This is a genomic window from Streptomyces zaehneri (assembly GCF_032248645.1).
Classification (GTDB): Bacteria; Actinomycetota; Actinomycetes; order Streptomycetales; family Streptomycetaceae; genus Streptomyces; species Streptomyces coriariae.
The window spans coordinates 492,071-506,406 of sequence record NZ_JASTTJ010000003.1 but is presented as its reverse complement, the minus strand read 5'-3'; the positions used below and the strand labels follow the sequence as shown (position 1 = coordinate 506,406).

At 71.5% G+C, this 14,336-nt stretch carries 11 protein-coding genes and 2 pseudogenes; 7 read left to right on the top strand and 6 right to left on the bottom strand.

Annotation, left to right across the window (positions count from 1 at the left end; all coding sequences use genetic code 11):
• Positions 1-156: 156 nt before the first annotated feature.
• Both QQM72_RS07970 and QQM72_RS07965 read left to right on the top strand, forming a co-directional pair.
• Positions 157-537, top strand: coding sequence for a hypothetical protein (locus QQM72_RS07970; protein ID WP_199875952.1), 381 nt, complete (start codon positions 157-159; stop codon positions 535-537).
• 149 nt (positions 538-686) lie between these two features.
• The gene (locus QQM72_RS07965) at positions 687-3,020 is read left to right on the top strand and encodes a SpoIIE family protein phosphatase (protein WP_314220156.1); all 2,334 of its coding nucleotides are present in this window, start codon (positions 687-689) and stop codon (positions 3,018-3,020) included.
• 216 nt (positions 3,021-3,236) lie between these two features.
• Here QQM72_RS07965 and QQM72_RS07960 read toward each other — a convergent pair whose 3' ends face one another.
• Together QQM72_RS07960 and QQM72_RS07955 are read right to left on the bottom strand one after the other, a co-directional pair.
• Positions 3,237-4,064, bottom strand: a complete 828-nt coding sequence (locus tag QQM72_RS07960) for a peptidoglycan-binding domain-containing protein (RefSeq protein ID WP_314220061.1) — start codon at positions 4,062-4,064, stop codon at positions 3,237-3,239.
• 57 nt (positions 4,065-4,121) lie between these two features.
• Positions 4,122-4,949, bottom strand: a complete 828-nt coding sequence (locus QQM72_RS07955; protein ID WP_314220060.1) for an ATP-grasp domain-containing protein — start codon at positions 4,947-4,949, stop codon at positions 4,122-4,124.
• A gap of 185 nt (positions 4,950-5,134) precedes the next feature.
• Between QQM72_RS07955 and QQM72_RS07950 the strand changes: the two genes are divergently transcribed.
• From QQM72_RS07950 to QQM72_RS07935, 4 genes and pseudogenes are all read left to right on the top strand, one after another.
• Positions 5,135-5,983: a bifunctional methylenetetrahydrofolate dehydrogenase/methenyltetrahydrofolate cyclohydrolase gene (locus QQM72_RS07950; protein WP_314220059.1), complete on the top strand. Its 849-nt coding sequence runs from the start codon at positions 5,135-5,137 to the stop codon at positions 5,981-5,983.
• A 121-nt stretch (positions 5,984-6,104) separates the two neighbouring features.
• Positions 6,105-6,818, top strand: coding sequence for a TetR family transcriptional regulator (locus tag QQM72_RS07945; RefSeq protein WP_314220155.1), 714 nt, complete (start codon positions 6,105-6,107; stop codon positions 6,816-6,818).
• 245 nt (positions 6,819-7,063) lie between these two features.
• Positions 7,064-7,477, top strand: a complete 414-nt coding sequence (locus tag QQM72_RS07940) for a Zn-ribbon domain-containing OB-fold protein (RefSeq protein WP_020129036.1) — start codon at positions 7,064-7,066, stop codon at positions 7,475-7,477.
• A 45-nt stretch (positions 7,478-7,522) separates the two neighbouring features.
• Positions 7,523-7,861, top strand: a pseudogene (locus QQM72_RS07935) (IS5 family transposase); the annotation flags it as partial.
• Between the two features lie 105 nt (positions 7,862-7,966).
• Here QQM72_RS07935 and QQM72_RS07930 read toward each other — a convergent pair.
• The 3 genes and pseudogenes from QQM72_RS07930 to QQM72_RS07920 form a co-directional block, all read right to left on the bottom strand.
• Positions 7,967-8,518: a hypothetical protein gene (locus tag QQM72_RS07930; protein WP_314220058.1), complete on the bottom strand. Its 552-nt coding sequence runs from the start codon at positions 8,516-8,518 to the stop codon at positions 7,967-7,969.
• Between the two features lie 63 nt (positions 8,519-8,581).
• Complete coding sequence (locus QQM72_RS07925) at positions 8,582-9,694, bottom strand: hypothetical protein (protein WP_314220057.1); 1,113 nt, start codon at positions 9,692-9,694, stop codon at positions 8,582-8,584.
• A 726-nt stretch (positions 9,695-10,420) separates the two neighbouring features.
• A pseudogene (locus tag QQM72_RS07920) lies at positions 10,421-10,734 on the bottom strand (hypothetical protein); the annotation flags it as partial.
• A gap of 215 nt (positions 10,735-10,949) precedes the next feature.
• On the opposite strand from QQM72_RS07920, the gene QQM72_RS07915 reads away from it, so the two are divergent.
• The gene (locus QQM72_RS07915; protein ID WP_314220056.1) at positions 10,950-13,757 is read left to right on the top strand and encodes an alpha/beta hydrolase; all 2,808 of its coding nucleotides are present in this window, start codon (positions 10,950-10,952) and stop codon (positions 13,755-13,757) included.
• Positions 13,758-13,823: 66 nt separating this feature from the next.
• Here the strand turns inward: QQM72_RS07915 and QQM72_RS07910 are convergent, their stop codons facing one another.
• A complete protein-coding gene (locus tag QQM72_RS07910; protein ID WP_314220055.1) occupies positions 13,824-14,204 on the bottom strand; it encodes a PPOX class F420-dependent oxidoreductase in 381 nt (126 codons plus the stop codon).
• Positions 14,205-14,336 lie beyond the last annotated feature (132 nt).

The following is a 14,336-nucleotide window of genomic DNA, read 5'->3' as shown; positions in this document are numbered from 1 at the left end:
TGTACGGGCACCCGAAGCCGCCGTCCCCTACCCGCGTCGGCGCCCAGGGTGTTCGGGGCATCGCTTGCGCGAGCGCCCGTGGTGGCCCCGGTCTTCCCCTGGGCCGGGGCCACCCCCAACCGTCGGACCACCCTCACGACGCCAACACCGGAAGCGATGATCATGACCCTGACGACGACGCGCATCAGCTCGGACTGGCCGTGCCAGGTCAAGACTCCCGGCAGCTACGACTGGGAGCGCTCGGCGGCCAAGTGGCTTCGCGAGCTGGTGCCCGCGCGCTACGCGAGCTACCCGGCGCTGCTGCGCCACCCGGTGCTGCTCGCCCGCCATGCGCAGATCCAGGTCCAGAACGAGGTCCGGGTGGCCCGCACCGCCCTGCAGACCGCCCGCGCCGACCTGCCCCGGCTGGGCCTGCCCGAGTCCGTCATCGAGCACACGATCAAGATGTACGCGGCCGAGGTCATGCAGTTGCAGCACATCGCCCGCAGCGTCCGAGCGGTCACCCAGGCCTTGGCCGAGCAGACCCCCGGACGCTGAACGGGAGGATCCGTTCGCCTCTCCCGGACGGCCGTCACGCCTGGCGGGAGCGTCGCCGCGAGACCACGATCGAAGTCACCCCGATGTGCCATGCTCGAGGCGTGACCAGCGAACCCGCCCTGCCCGCAGCGTCCGGCGACGTGCCCGACATGGCGGCACTGACCCGGGTCGTGGCGCGCCAGCGGGCGGAGCTGGACCGGCTGCAGGACCTGGCCGCCACCGCGGCCGTGCTGGAGCGCGCCAAGGGCGCGGTGATGGCACAGCTCGGCTGCTCGCCGGACGCCGCTCAGGAGGAGCTCCAGCAGCGGGCCAAGGCCAGGGAGCGGACGCTGCTCGAGGAGTGCTGGATCAGCCTCGGCACGCTCTGCGCCCAGCCGCACGACGCCGCCGAGCCGGCTCCGGCCGAACCCCCCGCGGCGAGGACCACGGCCGGTCCGGCCCCCGACGAGATCGACGCCACGGCCCTCGGCCGCCTGAGCCGGGCCCTCGTCCGGGTCGGCACCCCGCACGATCTCGCCCGGTGTCTGCTGGACCGGCTCACCTCGGACGTGGGCGCAGGGGCGGTGATGATCTTCGCTCGGCGGCCGGGCGGCGGGCTGGAGCTCACCGGGCACGCCGGCATCGACAGGACGCTGGCCGAACAGTGGAGCCGGGTGCCGCCGGTCAGCGGGATCGCCGCGCTGGACGCTCTCACCGCCGGGCAGCCCCGCTGGCTGGAGGACCTGCGGGAGGACGGCGAGCGGTACCAGCTGATCGGGAACCCTCCCGAGCAGTGGCCGTCCCGGGCCTGGCTGCCGGTGGTGACCGGCGAGTCGGCCGACGTCGCGCTCGGGATCCTGCGCCGGCGCGGGGGCGCGTTCCCGCCCCCGGTGCGCGAACACCTGCTGGCCGTCGCCCAGTTGTGCGCGGGTCCGCTGCGCGCGTTCGGCACCCGGCCTGCCCCCGCCGCCGGCGAGGCCGCGGACGCCGTGCAGACGGTGCTCGACCGGCTGCCCGTCGCGGCCGTGCGCCTCGCCCCGCTGCGCTCCGCGTCGGGGGAAGTCGAGGACTTCCGCATCGACGCCGCGACCAGCGTGACGTCCGACGCCGTGGGCCGCAGCGGGCGCGAGCTGGTCGGCCTGCGCTTCCTGGAGTGCTGGCCGGAGGTCGCCCGCGATCCGCTGTGGGAGGGGTGCCTGCGGGTGCTGGCCGACGAACGGCCCTACGAGAGCGAGCCGTTCGCCCGGCAGCAGATGGTGTCCGGGGTCAGCGAGCTGGCCACCTACTCGGCGCGGGTGATGCCGTTGGGCGACGGGCTGGTCGTCAGCTGGGTCCGGCACGATCCGTCCGACCGGCAGGAGCAGCGGCTGGCGGACGTGCAGCGGCTGGGCAACCTCGGCTGGGTCACCTGGAACCTGGACACGGGCGAGGGGAACTGGTCCTCCCAGGTCTTCAGCATCTTCGAGCGCGATGCCGCACAGGGTGTCGTCCCGCTCTCCGGGCTGCCGCGCCTCGCCTGCCCCGAGGACCTGCCGACGCTCGCCCGCGCGGTCGGCGAGCTGGTGCGGCACGGACGGCCGTGCGACGTGCCGTTCCGGATCGCCACCCGGGCCGGCGTCCGGCATCTGCGAGTGGTCGCCGAGGCCGTCCCGGACGCCCACGGCACGCCCGTCGAGGTGCACGGCTTCGTGCAGGACCTCACCGCGCAGCGCAGCGCCGAACTCGCCCTCGTCGCGAGCGAGCGGGCGATGCTCACCCAGCTCGGAGTGCTCGAGGCGGAGCGCCTGGTGGCCGCCCGGCTGCAGGACGCGCTGCTGCCCCTGCCGAAGGAGCCCGCCCGGCTGGCCGGGCTGCGGGTGGACATCGCCTACCTGCCCGCGCAGTCGGGTCTCAGCGTCGGCGGCGACTGGTTCAGCGCCATCGAACTGCCCGACGGGGACGCCCTGTTCGTGGTGGGTGACGTGGCCGGGCACGGCATGGGCGCCGTGGCCTCGATGGCCCTGCTGCGGTTCACCGCCAAGGGCATGGTCATCACGGGTTCGACGCTGACCGGAGCCCTCAGCCGCCTCAACGCCCTGCTGCTGCACTCCCGCGACCCGCACGGCTCGGCCACCATGGTGCTGGCCCGCTACAGCCCGCGCGAACGGCGGCTGGAATGGGCGCAGGCCGGCCACCCGCCGCCGTTGCTGGTTCGCGCCGGTGAGGCGCACTACCTCGAGCGTCCCTTCGGGATGCTGCTCGGCGCCACCGACGCGCCCCGCTACGAGGCGGCGGAGATCCGCCTCGAGCCCGGCGACCAGATCCTGCTCTACACCGACGGTCTGGTGGAGCGGCCCTCGGAGAGCATCGACCGCGGCCTGGAACGACTGGCGAGGGCCGCCGCCCCCCGGTCCGGCGCCGCACCCGCCACGCTGGACCAGTTGCTCGGCACGACGCTGGAACCCGAGGGGCGGGACGACGTGTGCGTGCTCGACATCCGGGTGCCCGCGGACGCCGAGCGGTAGGACGGCTCAGTCGTCGCGGTGCCGCCAGTACCACAGGGCTCCGACGACGACGGCCAGCAGGAACACGACGGGCAGCACCAGACCCGGGATGCGGGACACGCTCATGCGGACGGCTTTCGGCTCGACGGGCCGGGGTGCCGAACGCGCGCCGACCGCCGTCCATGGTGACACGCGGCACACCGCCCGGCCGTGGCCCGTTCCCGAGGCTTTACCCGGTCATCCGCCGGCCGAGGCGGTACGGGCCTCCAGATCACGGCGGGTGTCGTCGCCGTAGACGCCGCTCTCGTCGCCGCGGATGCCGTACCAGAGCTGGAAGCGCGCCACGGCTTCGGTGAGAACGGTGCCATAACGGCCGTCGGTGGGGCCGTCGGCGTACACGTCCGGGATGCGCAGCAGGCGCTGCTGGAGGTCGGTCACCTCGGCCCCGCTGTCCCCCTCCCGCAGGGTGCCGGCCCCGTCCGGGTCGGCGGACTCGGTCGCGGTGGCGGCCGGGGAAGGCGTGGCCGCCGCCTGCGGGGGCGTCTGCGCGGCGGCCTCGCCGCCCCGGCCAGGCAGCAGCAGCGCGCAGGCGAAGCCGACGAGGGCTGCCGCGCACACCCCGACCGTGATGGCGCCGCGTCGCACACCCGCGCCGGACCCGGTGCGGGCCCGCGCACCGTCCGCCGCCGGCGCGGCCCGCGATCCGCTCCGCTCCCGCGCACCTCCGCGGCCGCCGGGGCCGTCGCCGCCGGGCAGGGGCCGGGGACCGCCGTGCTCACTCGCCCAGTCCCGGCCGCCGCGTGGCGTCGGTGTCGCCCTCCGCGCGGTCGTGGCCGTGGTCGCCGTGCGGAGAGGGTCCAGCGGCGGGAGCTCCTCCGTCTGCGCGTCGTCCCCGGCCGCCTGGGGCCGCAGGGGTATCGCGTCGTAGGCGTCCGGGTCCTGGGTCAGTTCGGCCATCTCGCGGAACAGCTCCGCGAGGGCGTCGGTGTTGCGCGGTCGCAGGACCCGGATGGGTTCCAGGACCGGGCGTTCGTGCGGCTTTCCGGGTTCGTCCGGTGTCGGCACGCTCGTCTCCCTCCCGTGGGTCCCCCGGGAGAGATACGGGCGGACGGGCGGACGGGTTCAGCCGGCGAGGAAACGGTGCAGGGAACGCTTCGTCGCGGCGACGAAGGAGTCCTGTCCGGCCTCGTCCAGGACGTCGAGGGAGAGGTACGGGTTGAGGTCCTCCAGCTCGACCAGCAGCAGTTCGCCGTCGGGGGCACGGCAGGCGTCGACGCGCTGGATGCCGTGCGCGAGGCCGTTCCAGTCGATGAAGCGCCGGGCGAACTCCAGGTCCCGCACGGTGGGCCGGTAGGGCTCCAGCTGCCAGCGGCGGTCGGGATGCGGTGCGTACAGGGCGTACTGGAAGTCGTGGTCGATGTAGGTGAAGGAGACCTCGTAGGCGAAGTCGACGCACGGCTGGACCAGCACCGAGCCGTCGGCCAGGGCGGGCAGCGCGTCGGGCGGGAGGATCCGCAGGCCTATGGAGTCGGCGCCGAGCTTGGGCTTGACGACGTACCGCTCGGCCTCGGGCAGCCGGTGCAGATCCTCGGGGCGGTCGACGGTGGGGATGACGGGGTGGCCCGCGGCGCTCAGGTCGAGGAGGTACTGCTTGCCGGCCATGTCGGCGCGGCCGGTGAGCGGGTTGTAGACGCGTACGCCGTCGTGGAGCGCGCGCTCCCGGAAGGCTTCGTACTCCTTCCGATAGCCGAGGACCGGGCCGCTGTTGCGGACGACGACGCCGTCGAAGGAGTGCATCAGGGCGGCCGCGTCCAGCGGGTGGCACAGGGCCAGGTCGAACTCCGCGCGCAGCCGGGAGGTGAGGAAGACGTCCTCGTCGCAGTACCGGCGCCCGCGCGCCTGGTAGGCCAGGTCCGTGACGTAGAGGAGACGGGGGCGGGCGGCGGACATGCGGTCTCCTGATGACGGTCGAACGGTGCGGAAAGGTTACGTCAGACGGCGTGCGGGCGGTCCGGGGCGGGACCGCCGCGGCCGGGGGAACGGCCGCGCCCCCCGGGACTCCCGGGGGACGGGGGGTGCGCGGGTCGTACGATGACAGGACCGTCGTTTTTCTCCCGAAGGGCTCGTCGACTCCCGTGACCACCGCAACACTGCTCGACGGCAAGGCCGCCGCGGCCGACATCAAGAACGAACTCGCCCTCCGCGTCCAGGCGTTGAAGGAGCGCGGCATCCATCCGGGGCTGGGCACGATCCTCGTCGGCGACGACGCGGGCAGCCGTTCCTACGTCGGCGGCAAGCACCGCGACTGCGCCCAGGTCGGCATCGCCTCGATCCGCGTGGAACTCCCCGCCGACGCCTCCCAGGCCGACGTCGAGGCCGCCGTGCTGCGGCTCAACGCCGATCCGACGTGCACCGGCTTCATCGTGCAGCTCCCGCTCCCGGCCCATATCGACACCCACGCCGTGCTGGAGCTGATCGACCCGGTCAAGGACGCCGACGGGCTCCACCCGACCAACCTCGGCCGACTGGTGCTGGGCATCCCGGCCCCGCTGCCCTGCACCCCGCGCGGCATCATCGACCTGCTGCGGCGCAACCGGGTGGAGATCACGGGCCAGCAGTTCTGCGTCATCGGCTGCGGTGTCACGGTGGGCAGGCCGCTGGGTCTGATGCTGACCCGCAGCACCGAGCACGCCACCGTGACCCTGTGCCACGAGGCCACCCAGGACACCGCCGCGCACGCCCGGGAGGCGGACGTGGTGGTGGCCGCGGCCGGAGTGGCCCACCTGGTCAGGCCCGACTGGATCAAGCCGGGCGCGACGGTGCTGTCCGTAGGCCTGACGCGCACGGTCGAGGGCATCCTCGGCGACGTCCACCCCGACGTGAGCGATGTCGCCGGGTCCTTCTCGCCGCCGGTCGGCGGGGTCGGGCCGATGACACGGGCGATGCTGCTGACCAACGTGGTCGAGGCCGCCGAGCGGATGTGACACCGGCACCCGACGCCGGGCACTCGGTTCCCCGACGGAGGGAACTGAGTGCCATCGGTGCCGATCAGGTGTTACGTTCGCGTCCATGAGCGCCACTCGCAAGGCGGAGGCCAAACCGCCCATGCGCGACGCCCTGGTCGCGGCGGCCTTCCGGCTGTTCCTGGAGCGGGGCTACGAGCAGACCACCGTCGACGACATCGTCGCCCTGGCGGGCGTCGGCCGACGGTCCTTCTTCCGCTACTTCCCCTCCAAGGAGGACGTGGTCTTCCCCGACCACGAGCGGTGCCTCGCCGACATGACGGCCTTCCTCGCCGCGAGCGGCAAGGAGCACGAGCCGGTGCGCCGCGTCTGTGACGCCGCCCGGCTCGTCCTGCTGATGTACGCCGAGAACCCCTCCTTCTCCGTCCAGCGCTACCGGCTCACCAAGCAGGTTCCCGGGCTGCGGGCGTACGAGCTGTCGGTCGTCTGGCGTTACGAGCGCGCCCTCGCCGAGTACCTCCGGGGCCGCTTCACCGGCCGGCCCGACGGCAACCTGCACGCCGACGTGATCGCGGCCGCCGTGGTCGCCGCGCACAACAACGCCCTGCGCTCCTGGCTGCGTTCGGCCGGACAGGGCGACGCGAGCACGACCGTGGACCACGCGCTGGGGTACGTGCAGTCCGCGTTCGGCGCACCCCCGGCCGCCCCGCCATCCACGGCACGCCCCGTGTTCCCGTCGCTCCCGATGCCGCCGGCCGACGAACTGCCGGACGACGTCGTCGTGGTGGTCTCCCGGCGCGGGGCACCGCTGTGGCGTGTGGTGCAGGAGATCGAGACGACCCTCGGACGGGACTGAACCCCTCCTCACAGCACCCTCGCCGGACCCCGGCAGCACCCCCGCCGAACCCTGGCCGGACCCTCGCCGGACCCCCGTCGGACCCTCGCCGAATCCCCCGCAATATTGTGGGTACGCAGTGCCTTTACGAGTGGCACTGAGTGCCATACGCTGTGGGCGTGCACGGTGGCACGACTGACCGGGCACGTGCGTGCACGGGTCGGCCGGGCACGTGGATTCCGGCCGAGTGCAGGGAGTTGACCCGCGTGTACCACTACTCAGGAAACGCCGTTCAGCAGGCCGCCGGCTCCGCGGCGGGCGTCCTCGACCGCGCGAGCACCGACGGCGACACGATCCTCTTCCAGCGCTGCACCTGGTGCGGCACCGCCATGTACCACCGGCTGCTGTGCCCGGTGTGTCAGGGCAGCGACCTGCGCACGGAGCGCAGCGAGGGCGCCGGTACCGTCCGCCACGCCACGGTGGTCAACCGCAACACCCCCGCCGCCCGCAATGTGTCCCTGGTCGAGATGGCCGAGGGGTTCGTCGTACGCGGCCGGGTCATGGGTCCGCTCATCGGCATCCACAGCGGCGACCGCGTCCGGCTGTCCACGGTCAAGGACCCGGTACGCGGCGAGCCGGTCTTCCAGCTCCTCGACGAGCCGTACCGGGCCTGGCACTAGGCCGTGTATCGAAACTCGATCTTGGGCTGTGAATGATCACGGTTCATGGGGCGGGGAGATCTCACGGACGAGCAGTGGGCGGTGCTGGAGCCGTTGTTGCCGAAGGGTGCCAGGGCGGGACGGCCGCCCGTCTGGCCTCGGCGGCAGTTGATCGACGGCATACGGTTCCGGGTCCGTACCGGTGTTCCGTGGCGGGACATGCCCGTCGAGTACGGGCCGTGGGGCCGGGTCTACGACCTGTTCCGCCGATGGCAGCGGAACGGCACTTGGCACCGGATCCTCACCCGGCTGCAGTCTCTGGCCGACGCGAAGGGCGAGATCACGTGGGACCTGAACGTCGACTCCACGGTCTGCCGCGCCCATCAGCATGCGGCCGGGGCCCGCAACCAGGGCGATCTGAGGATGCCGACGGGCTGATCGTCGAGCGGCGGTGACGTCGGGCGGCCCGTGAGCGTAACCGGACGCCCTATGACGGTGAGCTACCGTCGCTCAGCTCTCGCATCCTGTGATGTCGTCTGTGCAGTCCTGTACGTCCTCGGCTCCGATGGTGTTGAGCCGCCAGCTGATGATCCCCTCAGCCTGTCCGCCCGCGGGAGTGGTCCGAGCGGTGAAGGGGGTGCCGGCCGGGATGTTGAACTGGTCCGCTTCGCGGTCGCCGCACTCCACGTCCCACTCGTTCGCCGCGTCGCCCCGCATCAGGGTCAGCGTGAGAGTGTGCGCTGAGGGAGTCTGGCAGGAGATGTCGAAGGTATAGGGCTTCTGGCTCTGCGTCTTGAAGGTCCTGCTCAGTCCCTTGGCCAAGGTTGTCGTGCCCGAGTCCTCCCGGAAAGCGCTCTCGGATTCGACTGTGTTCAGAGCACGTGCCGCGCGCTGCATCGCCTCTTCCACATCTTCTTTGCCGTCCCATGTGAGAGGTGGAGATGTGGACTTGCTTCTTCCGTTTCCGGGCTGGTCCGGTTCCCGCCCCTGCTCCGCGCAGGCTCCTGTCAGTGCTGCAACGGAGAGGAGGAGGATGAAGATGAGGGGACGGCGTGCGCGCATGAGGCTCCAGTCGAGCAGGGCGAGGGTGGTGCCGCCCGAGGCGGCACCACCCGTAGAGGGACGCTAGCGGGTACTGCGTCGGTACAGTTCGGGACCGCAGACCCGGGCGCAGGGGTCGTCCGAGCGGGTCCTCGGGGCGGCGAAGCCAGCCGGCGGCGGGACAAGCCGGTACTCGCGGCCAAGTGCGTCGGCCTGCGTATTGCCGTACATGGACACTTCGCCGTCGGACCAGCGCACGAAGAGGTCGTCCTCCCAGTCGTTGGCACCGAACTCGCCGGCTGCGACCACGCGGGCATGGGTCCAGGTGCTGTTCGCTGCGAGTACCGTGGACCCGCTGTTCAGTCCTTGAGTGCCGACGTCCTGGTAGACCGTCAGTTTACCATCGGCCCACTTCACGAAGAGATCATAGTTCGGGTTGGCGTCACTGGTATCCCCATCGAAGTCGCCTCCGGTGATGAGATCGGCGCTGTCCGCCCACAGACTGTTCTTCGGCATGAGCTGCGTCTCTGCGTGGAATCCGTTGCCGTCGACGTTGGTGCACTTGGTTACCTCACCGTCAATCCAGCGCACGACCAGATCGTCGGACCACTTGTTGCCCCCGTACTTTCCCGTGGCGATACCCTTCGCATTCTTCCAGATTGATTTGGCTGGGGCCACCTTGATCTCATTTGCCGGATGCTGGTCCAGCGATGTGGGCAGTTTCGCCTTTTGATCGATGTCCTTATAGATGGTCACCTCCCCGTCCACCCATTTAACCATCAGATCGTAGGCATTTGATCCGGTACAGTCGCCGGCGGTGATAATATCGGCGTATTCGCTCCATAGATCATTGGGCTCAGCCAGTTGCACCTCGCAGGGCTGTCCGGCTTTGCAACCGGTGTAGAAACCCTGGTTCTGGTCACCCGGGTAGAGGAGGAATACGCCAGCGGTAGCCACGCCTTTCTTGTCGAAGGCGGAAGGTGCCCGCAGCGTCTTGCCAGGCGAAGCATCGCCACCCGCGACTGCGCTGCCATCTCCCGCTCCGTCCGCCGCCTTGCCTGACTCCACCGGGACGGCCTCGGCGATGCGCTCGGGCGTCCAGTAGGATTCCGCAGCCCTGGCCTCGGCGATCTCCTCAGGCGTCGCCTTCAATTCGTCGCCCGACGGTGGCAGTGGAGGATTCGTTGGCTTGGTCACCGAGGCCGGACCTGAAGGCGACGGGGTATCGCGAGTGGGCGTTGTAGGTTCCGTATCTTCGAAACCAGGCGGCAGCGGAGAAGGCAGAGGTGTGCTGGTGCCGGTCGACACAGGCGACTGAGTCACAGAGGGCGTGGGCGATGCTGCCGCCGCAGGCGCGGCTATCAGGATCGCAGCGGCTGCCAGAGCCGGTGCACCTACTCTCCACCGCGGGCGTAATGCGAACTTACTCAGGTTTCCCGCCAATCAGGTCGGGCCGTCAAGGGATGGCGCAGCGTCAAGGCACACTGCCGTCGCTACGCGGGTAGATCATCTGCACACTATGAGAAAACTGTGAATCGATCGATCACTAATCTCTACGATCCGGCATAAACGGCCAGAACCCGCCACCCCCGGAATTTACGATTCCGCCCTCGCTGCTTCCCTCGCGGACCCGCCCCCCGGCACGCAGGTCAATTCCATCACCTGGGTACCGCCCTTTAATCGCAGGAAGTGACACCCCCGGAAATCGGACTCTCCGGATATTCCCGACCCCTGCTGGCGGCGCGCGAACGCCGCTCTGGTCACGTTCTCGAGCCCAGGAGCCTTCACCGAATCTTGGCGACTATCAGCCCTCAGTAAAGGGCCGTGAACTGGCTCGTCCGTGCAGCAGATGAGACGAGCGATTGGTGACCCCACCCGACCGATGTGGACCCAAGCCGGAGGGCGGCCCGGCCGTCAGGTGTTCCCGGTGGACTGGTTGCTGACCTCGCTCACGGTCCACCGGTCTGCCTCGCGCATGAAGCTGATCTCGCCGGCACTCAGAACCATGTCTCCGCCGGCACAGGCCACGTGCTCACTTCGCCGTGGGGCCAGCCGAAGCACACCCTCCAATCGATCACGAAGGTGAACGGTTCGGTCAGTTCCGCCGCCGATTGCTCCACGATCCAGCCACCGAAGTCAGCCGCCGAGCCGATCCGACGGCCGCCGTCACCGGGCCGCACCGCAGCCTTCAGCTCAACCGGTCCGACATATCGGTAACTCCGCCCCCGCGCGTTCACGTCAGCCAACCTGGAGCACTTCCGACACACGCCCTGGAACCTTCGCGGCACCGGGCCGAGTCCGGACAGCGGGTCCCCGCTGTCCGGATCTTTGCGTTCCGCCGACCTGATTCCCGGTCACAGGCAACCCACAGAGGCGCTTTCGCTTCCTTCGGGGCGCGAGGGGCTCCCGATACGGACGGTGCCCCCGCGCTCCGAGTGTTGAGGAGTGGACCTTGATCCGTGCCCGGCGAATAGGTGTCACCGCCGTGGCCGCGCTCGCGGCCCTGGCGGGAACACCGGGACTGGCACAAGCCCGACAGCCTTCCGAGACAAGACCATCGACCACGACCACCGACCGCGCGCTGCCGCAGGGCTGGCAGGTCGACGGGGAGGGCACCGCGCGGGCGCTGGTCTGGCGCTCGCCCACGCCCGTGCCCTTCGGCGACGCCCGCGTGGAGTTCCGCTCCGGCGAGCGACTGCTCGGCGTGCCGAAGACGGAGAAGGACGGCCGCACGTTCCGGCTCTCCCTCGCCGACGCGGGGGACGCCCCCTTGAAGGACCTGCGGGTCCTGGCCGGCGGGCGCCGGCTGGACACCGCCGCCGGCAACTCCGCCCCAGGTGAACGGCGTTCCCTCGCCCCCGAGCAGCCCCCGGCCCAGGCCCCTGTTCCCGCTCCGGCTCCGGCTCCGGCTCCGGCGAACTCCGTCGACCCCGGCAAGCCGGGCGCGTACCGCACGGCCGGCGGCGAGTACGACCTCGCCCCGGTCAAGTTGCCGGGATTCGCCCAGCCGGTGGAGATGAAAGCCGTCGTGGTGGCGCCGAAGGGGGCCACCGGCAAGCGGCCCCTCGCGCTGTTCCTGCACGGCCGGCACACCACCTGCTACCAGCCGGGCAGCGACGACTTCGACATCTCCTGGCCCTGCCCGGCCGGCAAGAAGTCGATCCCGAGCCACCGGGGCTATCTCGAGGACCAGAAGCTCCTCGCCTCGCAGGGCTACGTCACGGTGTCGATCTCCGCGAACGGCATCAACGGCCAGGACGGCGAGGCCGAGGACGGCGGTGCGCAGGCGCGCTCCTCGCTGGTGCGCCGGCACCTCGCCACGTGGGCCGACTGGGCCGCGCACCCGGACCACGCCCCGGCGTCGGTGCCCGACGCGACGAAGGCAGACCTCTCCCGTGTCCTGCTCGTCGGCCACTCGCGCGGCGGCGAGGGCGTCAACCGCGCCGCCCTGGACAGCCTGTACCCGCCGCCCGCCGCGCAGGACGGCTACCGGGGCCCGGTCCGCTGGAAGATCCGCGGGACCGTGCTCATAGGACCGACGATCTTCGGCCAGAATCCGGTCGCCGATGTCCCCTCGGCGACCGTCCTGCCCGGCTGCGACGGCGACGTCGCCGATCTCGAGGGCGAGACGTACCTCGACGGGACGCGCGGCATCAGCAACGGCAAGGCCCTGCACAGCGCGGTCTACATGGTCGGCGCCAACCACAACTTCTTCAACACCGAGTGGACGCCGGGCAAGGCCGTGGCGCCCTCCTTCGACGACTTCTGGGAGGACCCGGACGCGCAGCAGCCCGACCCGGTCTGCTCCACCGGCGCCCCCACCCGGCTGACCGCCGACCAGCAGCACCGGGCCGGCTCGACCTACATCGCCGCCGCGGCCCGGCTGTTCGTCGCCGGTGACGACCGGGTGCGCCCGCTGCTCGACGGCACCGGCAAGCGCGCGCCCTCCGCCGACCCGGCCCGCGTCCTCACCCACGCGGTCGGCGCCCGCCGCACGGGCGGCTTCGTGCCCGACGGCGGCGTCGAGGTGACCGGCGGCCGGGTGTGCCAGGCGGATCCCGACCCGGCCGGGGCATGCCTGGACGCCGACGCCACGGGGAGGTCCCCGCACTTCGGCTGGTGGGATCTGGAGAAGGACTCCGGCAAGAGCGCGGTCGCGCTGAAGTGGTCCGCCCCGGGCACACCGACGACGATCCGTTCCCTCGCTCCCGTCTCCCTCTCCGGTGCGAAGAGCCTGGCGCTGCGGGTCTTCGTGCCGCCGAACACCACCGGTACCGAGCTGGACGTGTCCGTCACCGACACGGCCGGCCGCCGCGCCTCGCTCGGCCGGGTCACGGTCGACGGCCTGCCGGGCTCCGACCGCACCGCCTCGTACTGGGCCCGCGAGCTGCGGGTCCCGCTGACCGCCGCCACCCGCGCGGGCCTCGACCTCAGACACGTGAAGTCCCTTGCGCTGACTCCGCGTTCGGGGTCCGGACAGGCCTGGTTCATGGACGCCTGGGGCTGGGCCCCCGGCACGCCGGCGGTCCGGGCGGCGGCGCTGCCGAGGGTCGACATCGGCCGGCTCACGGCCAAGGAGGGCGACTCCGGCACCCGCACCTATCACGTCCCGGTCCAGGTGTCCGGGCACGGCAGCGGCCGGGTCCGCTTCTACGTCGTCGACCCGGAGACCCTCGAGGCCACGGAGAAGGTGGTCACGGTCCGGCCCGGCAGCACGCCGATCGACGTGCCGATCGAGGTGAAGGGCGACACCCGCTTCGCCTACGACGTGACACAGGACCTCCTGGTGAAGGCCGTGCGCGGCGCGGTCGTCGGTTCCTACCGGGGCGGGGTCACGGTGCGGAACGACGACCCTGCGCCGGAGGTGACCCTGGCTCCGGTCGCCGACAAGGTGGCCGAGGGCGAGTCGCTGAGCTGGCGGATCACCCTCTCCGAGACCGCCGACGTGGACTTCTGGCAGCCGGTCCGGGTGCTGCCGGTCACCGAGGGCGCCGAGCTGTCCACCAAGGACGTGGACCCGCAGTGGCTCCTCGACCACTCCGGTGACGTGCCCGACCCGGAGCGTCCCCTGTCGGACGCGAACCTGTGGGTCTGGCTGAACATCCGGGCCGGGACCACCGCGGTCGACTTCACCGTGCCCACGGTGAAGGACCAGGTGGCCGAGCCGACCGAGTCGATGCGCCTCGCGCTGACCGACGACGACGCCGAGCCGCTGCCGGACCGGCCGGTGCTGACGGGGACGGTCGTGGACGCGCCGTAGTACGGACGCGCAGACCGAAGGGGGCCCGGACCACGCGGTCCGGGCCCCCTTTCTCCGTTTCCGTGCTCACAGCGTGACGCGGATCCCGACGGTTCCGTCCGGACCCCTGCGCAGTCGGCTGCCGAGCAGGGTGAGGCGGCCCACCACGCCGTACTTGCGGGCGAGCAGGGTGCGATAGCGGGCGGTGGTCGGCGCGTCGCAGATCTCGGCGGTGGCCGGGATCTGCTCGCCGGTGGGGTTGCCGCGGATGTCACAGGGACCCACGAGGACCTCGCCGCGGGCCCGGATCCGCTTCACCTTCCAGGCGTCCGCGGCCGACCAGGCCCCGAGCGTGTCCCCGTCCCGCACCACCCACACGGGTGTGGCGACCCCGGTGCCGTTCTTGCGATAGCTGGTGATCAGCAGGTACTTGCCCGCTGCCAGCCGGTCGAGCGCGTCGTCAGCCATGCCCGCAGTCTAGGCATCCGTACGCCTCACCACCCCGGGGGCATCGGCTCGTGGTGGTGGGTGAGGAGTACCTGGATCGCTCTGCCCGACGGCCGGCCCGAGGTGTTCCCAGGCGATGACACCCGTGAGGGC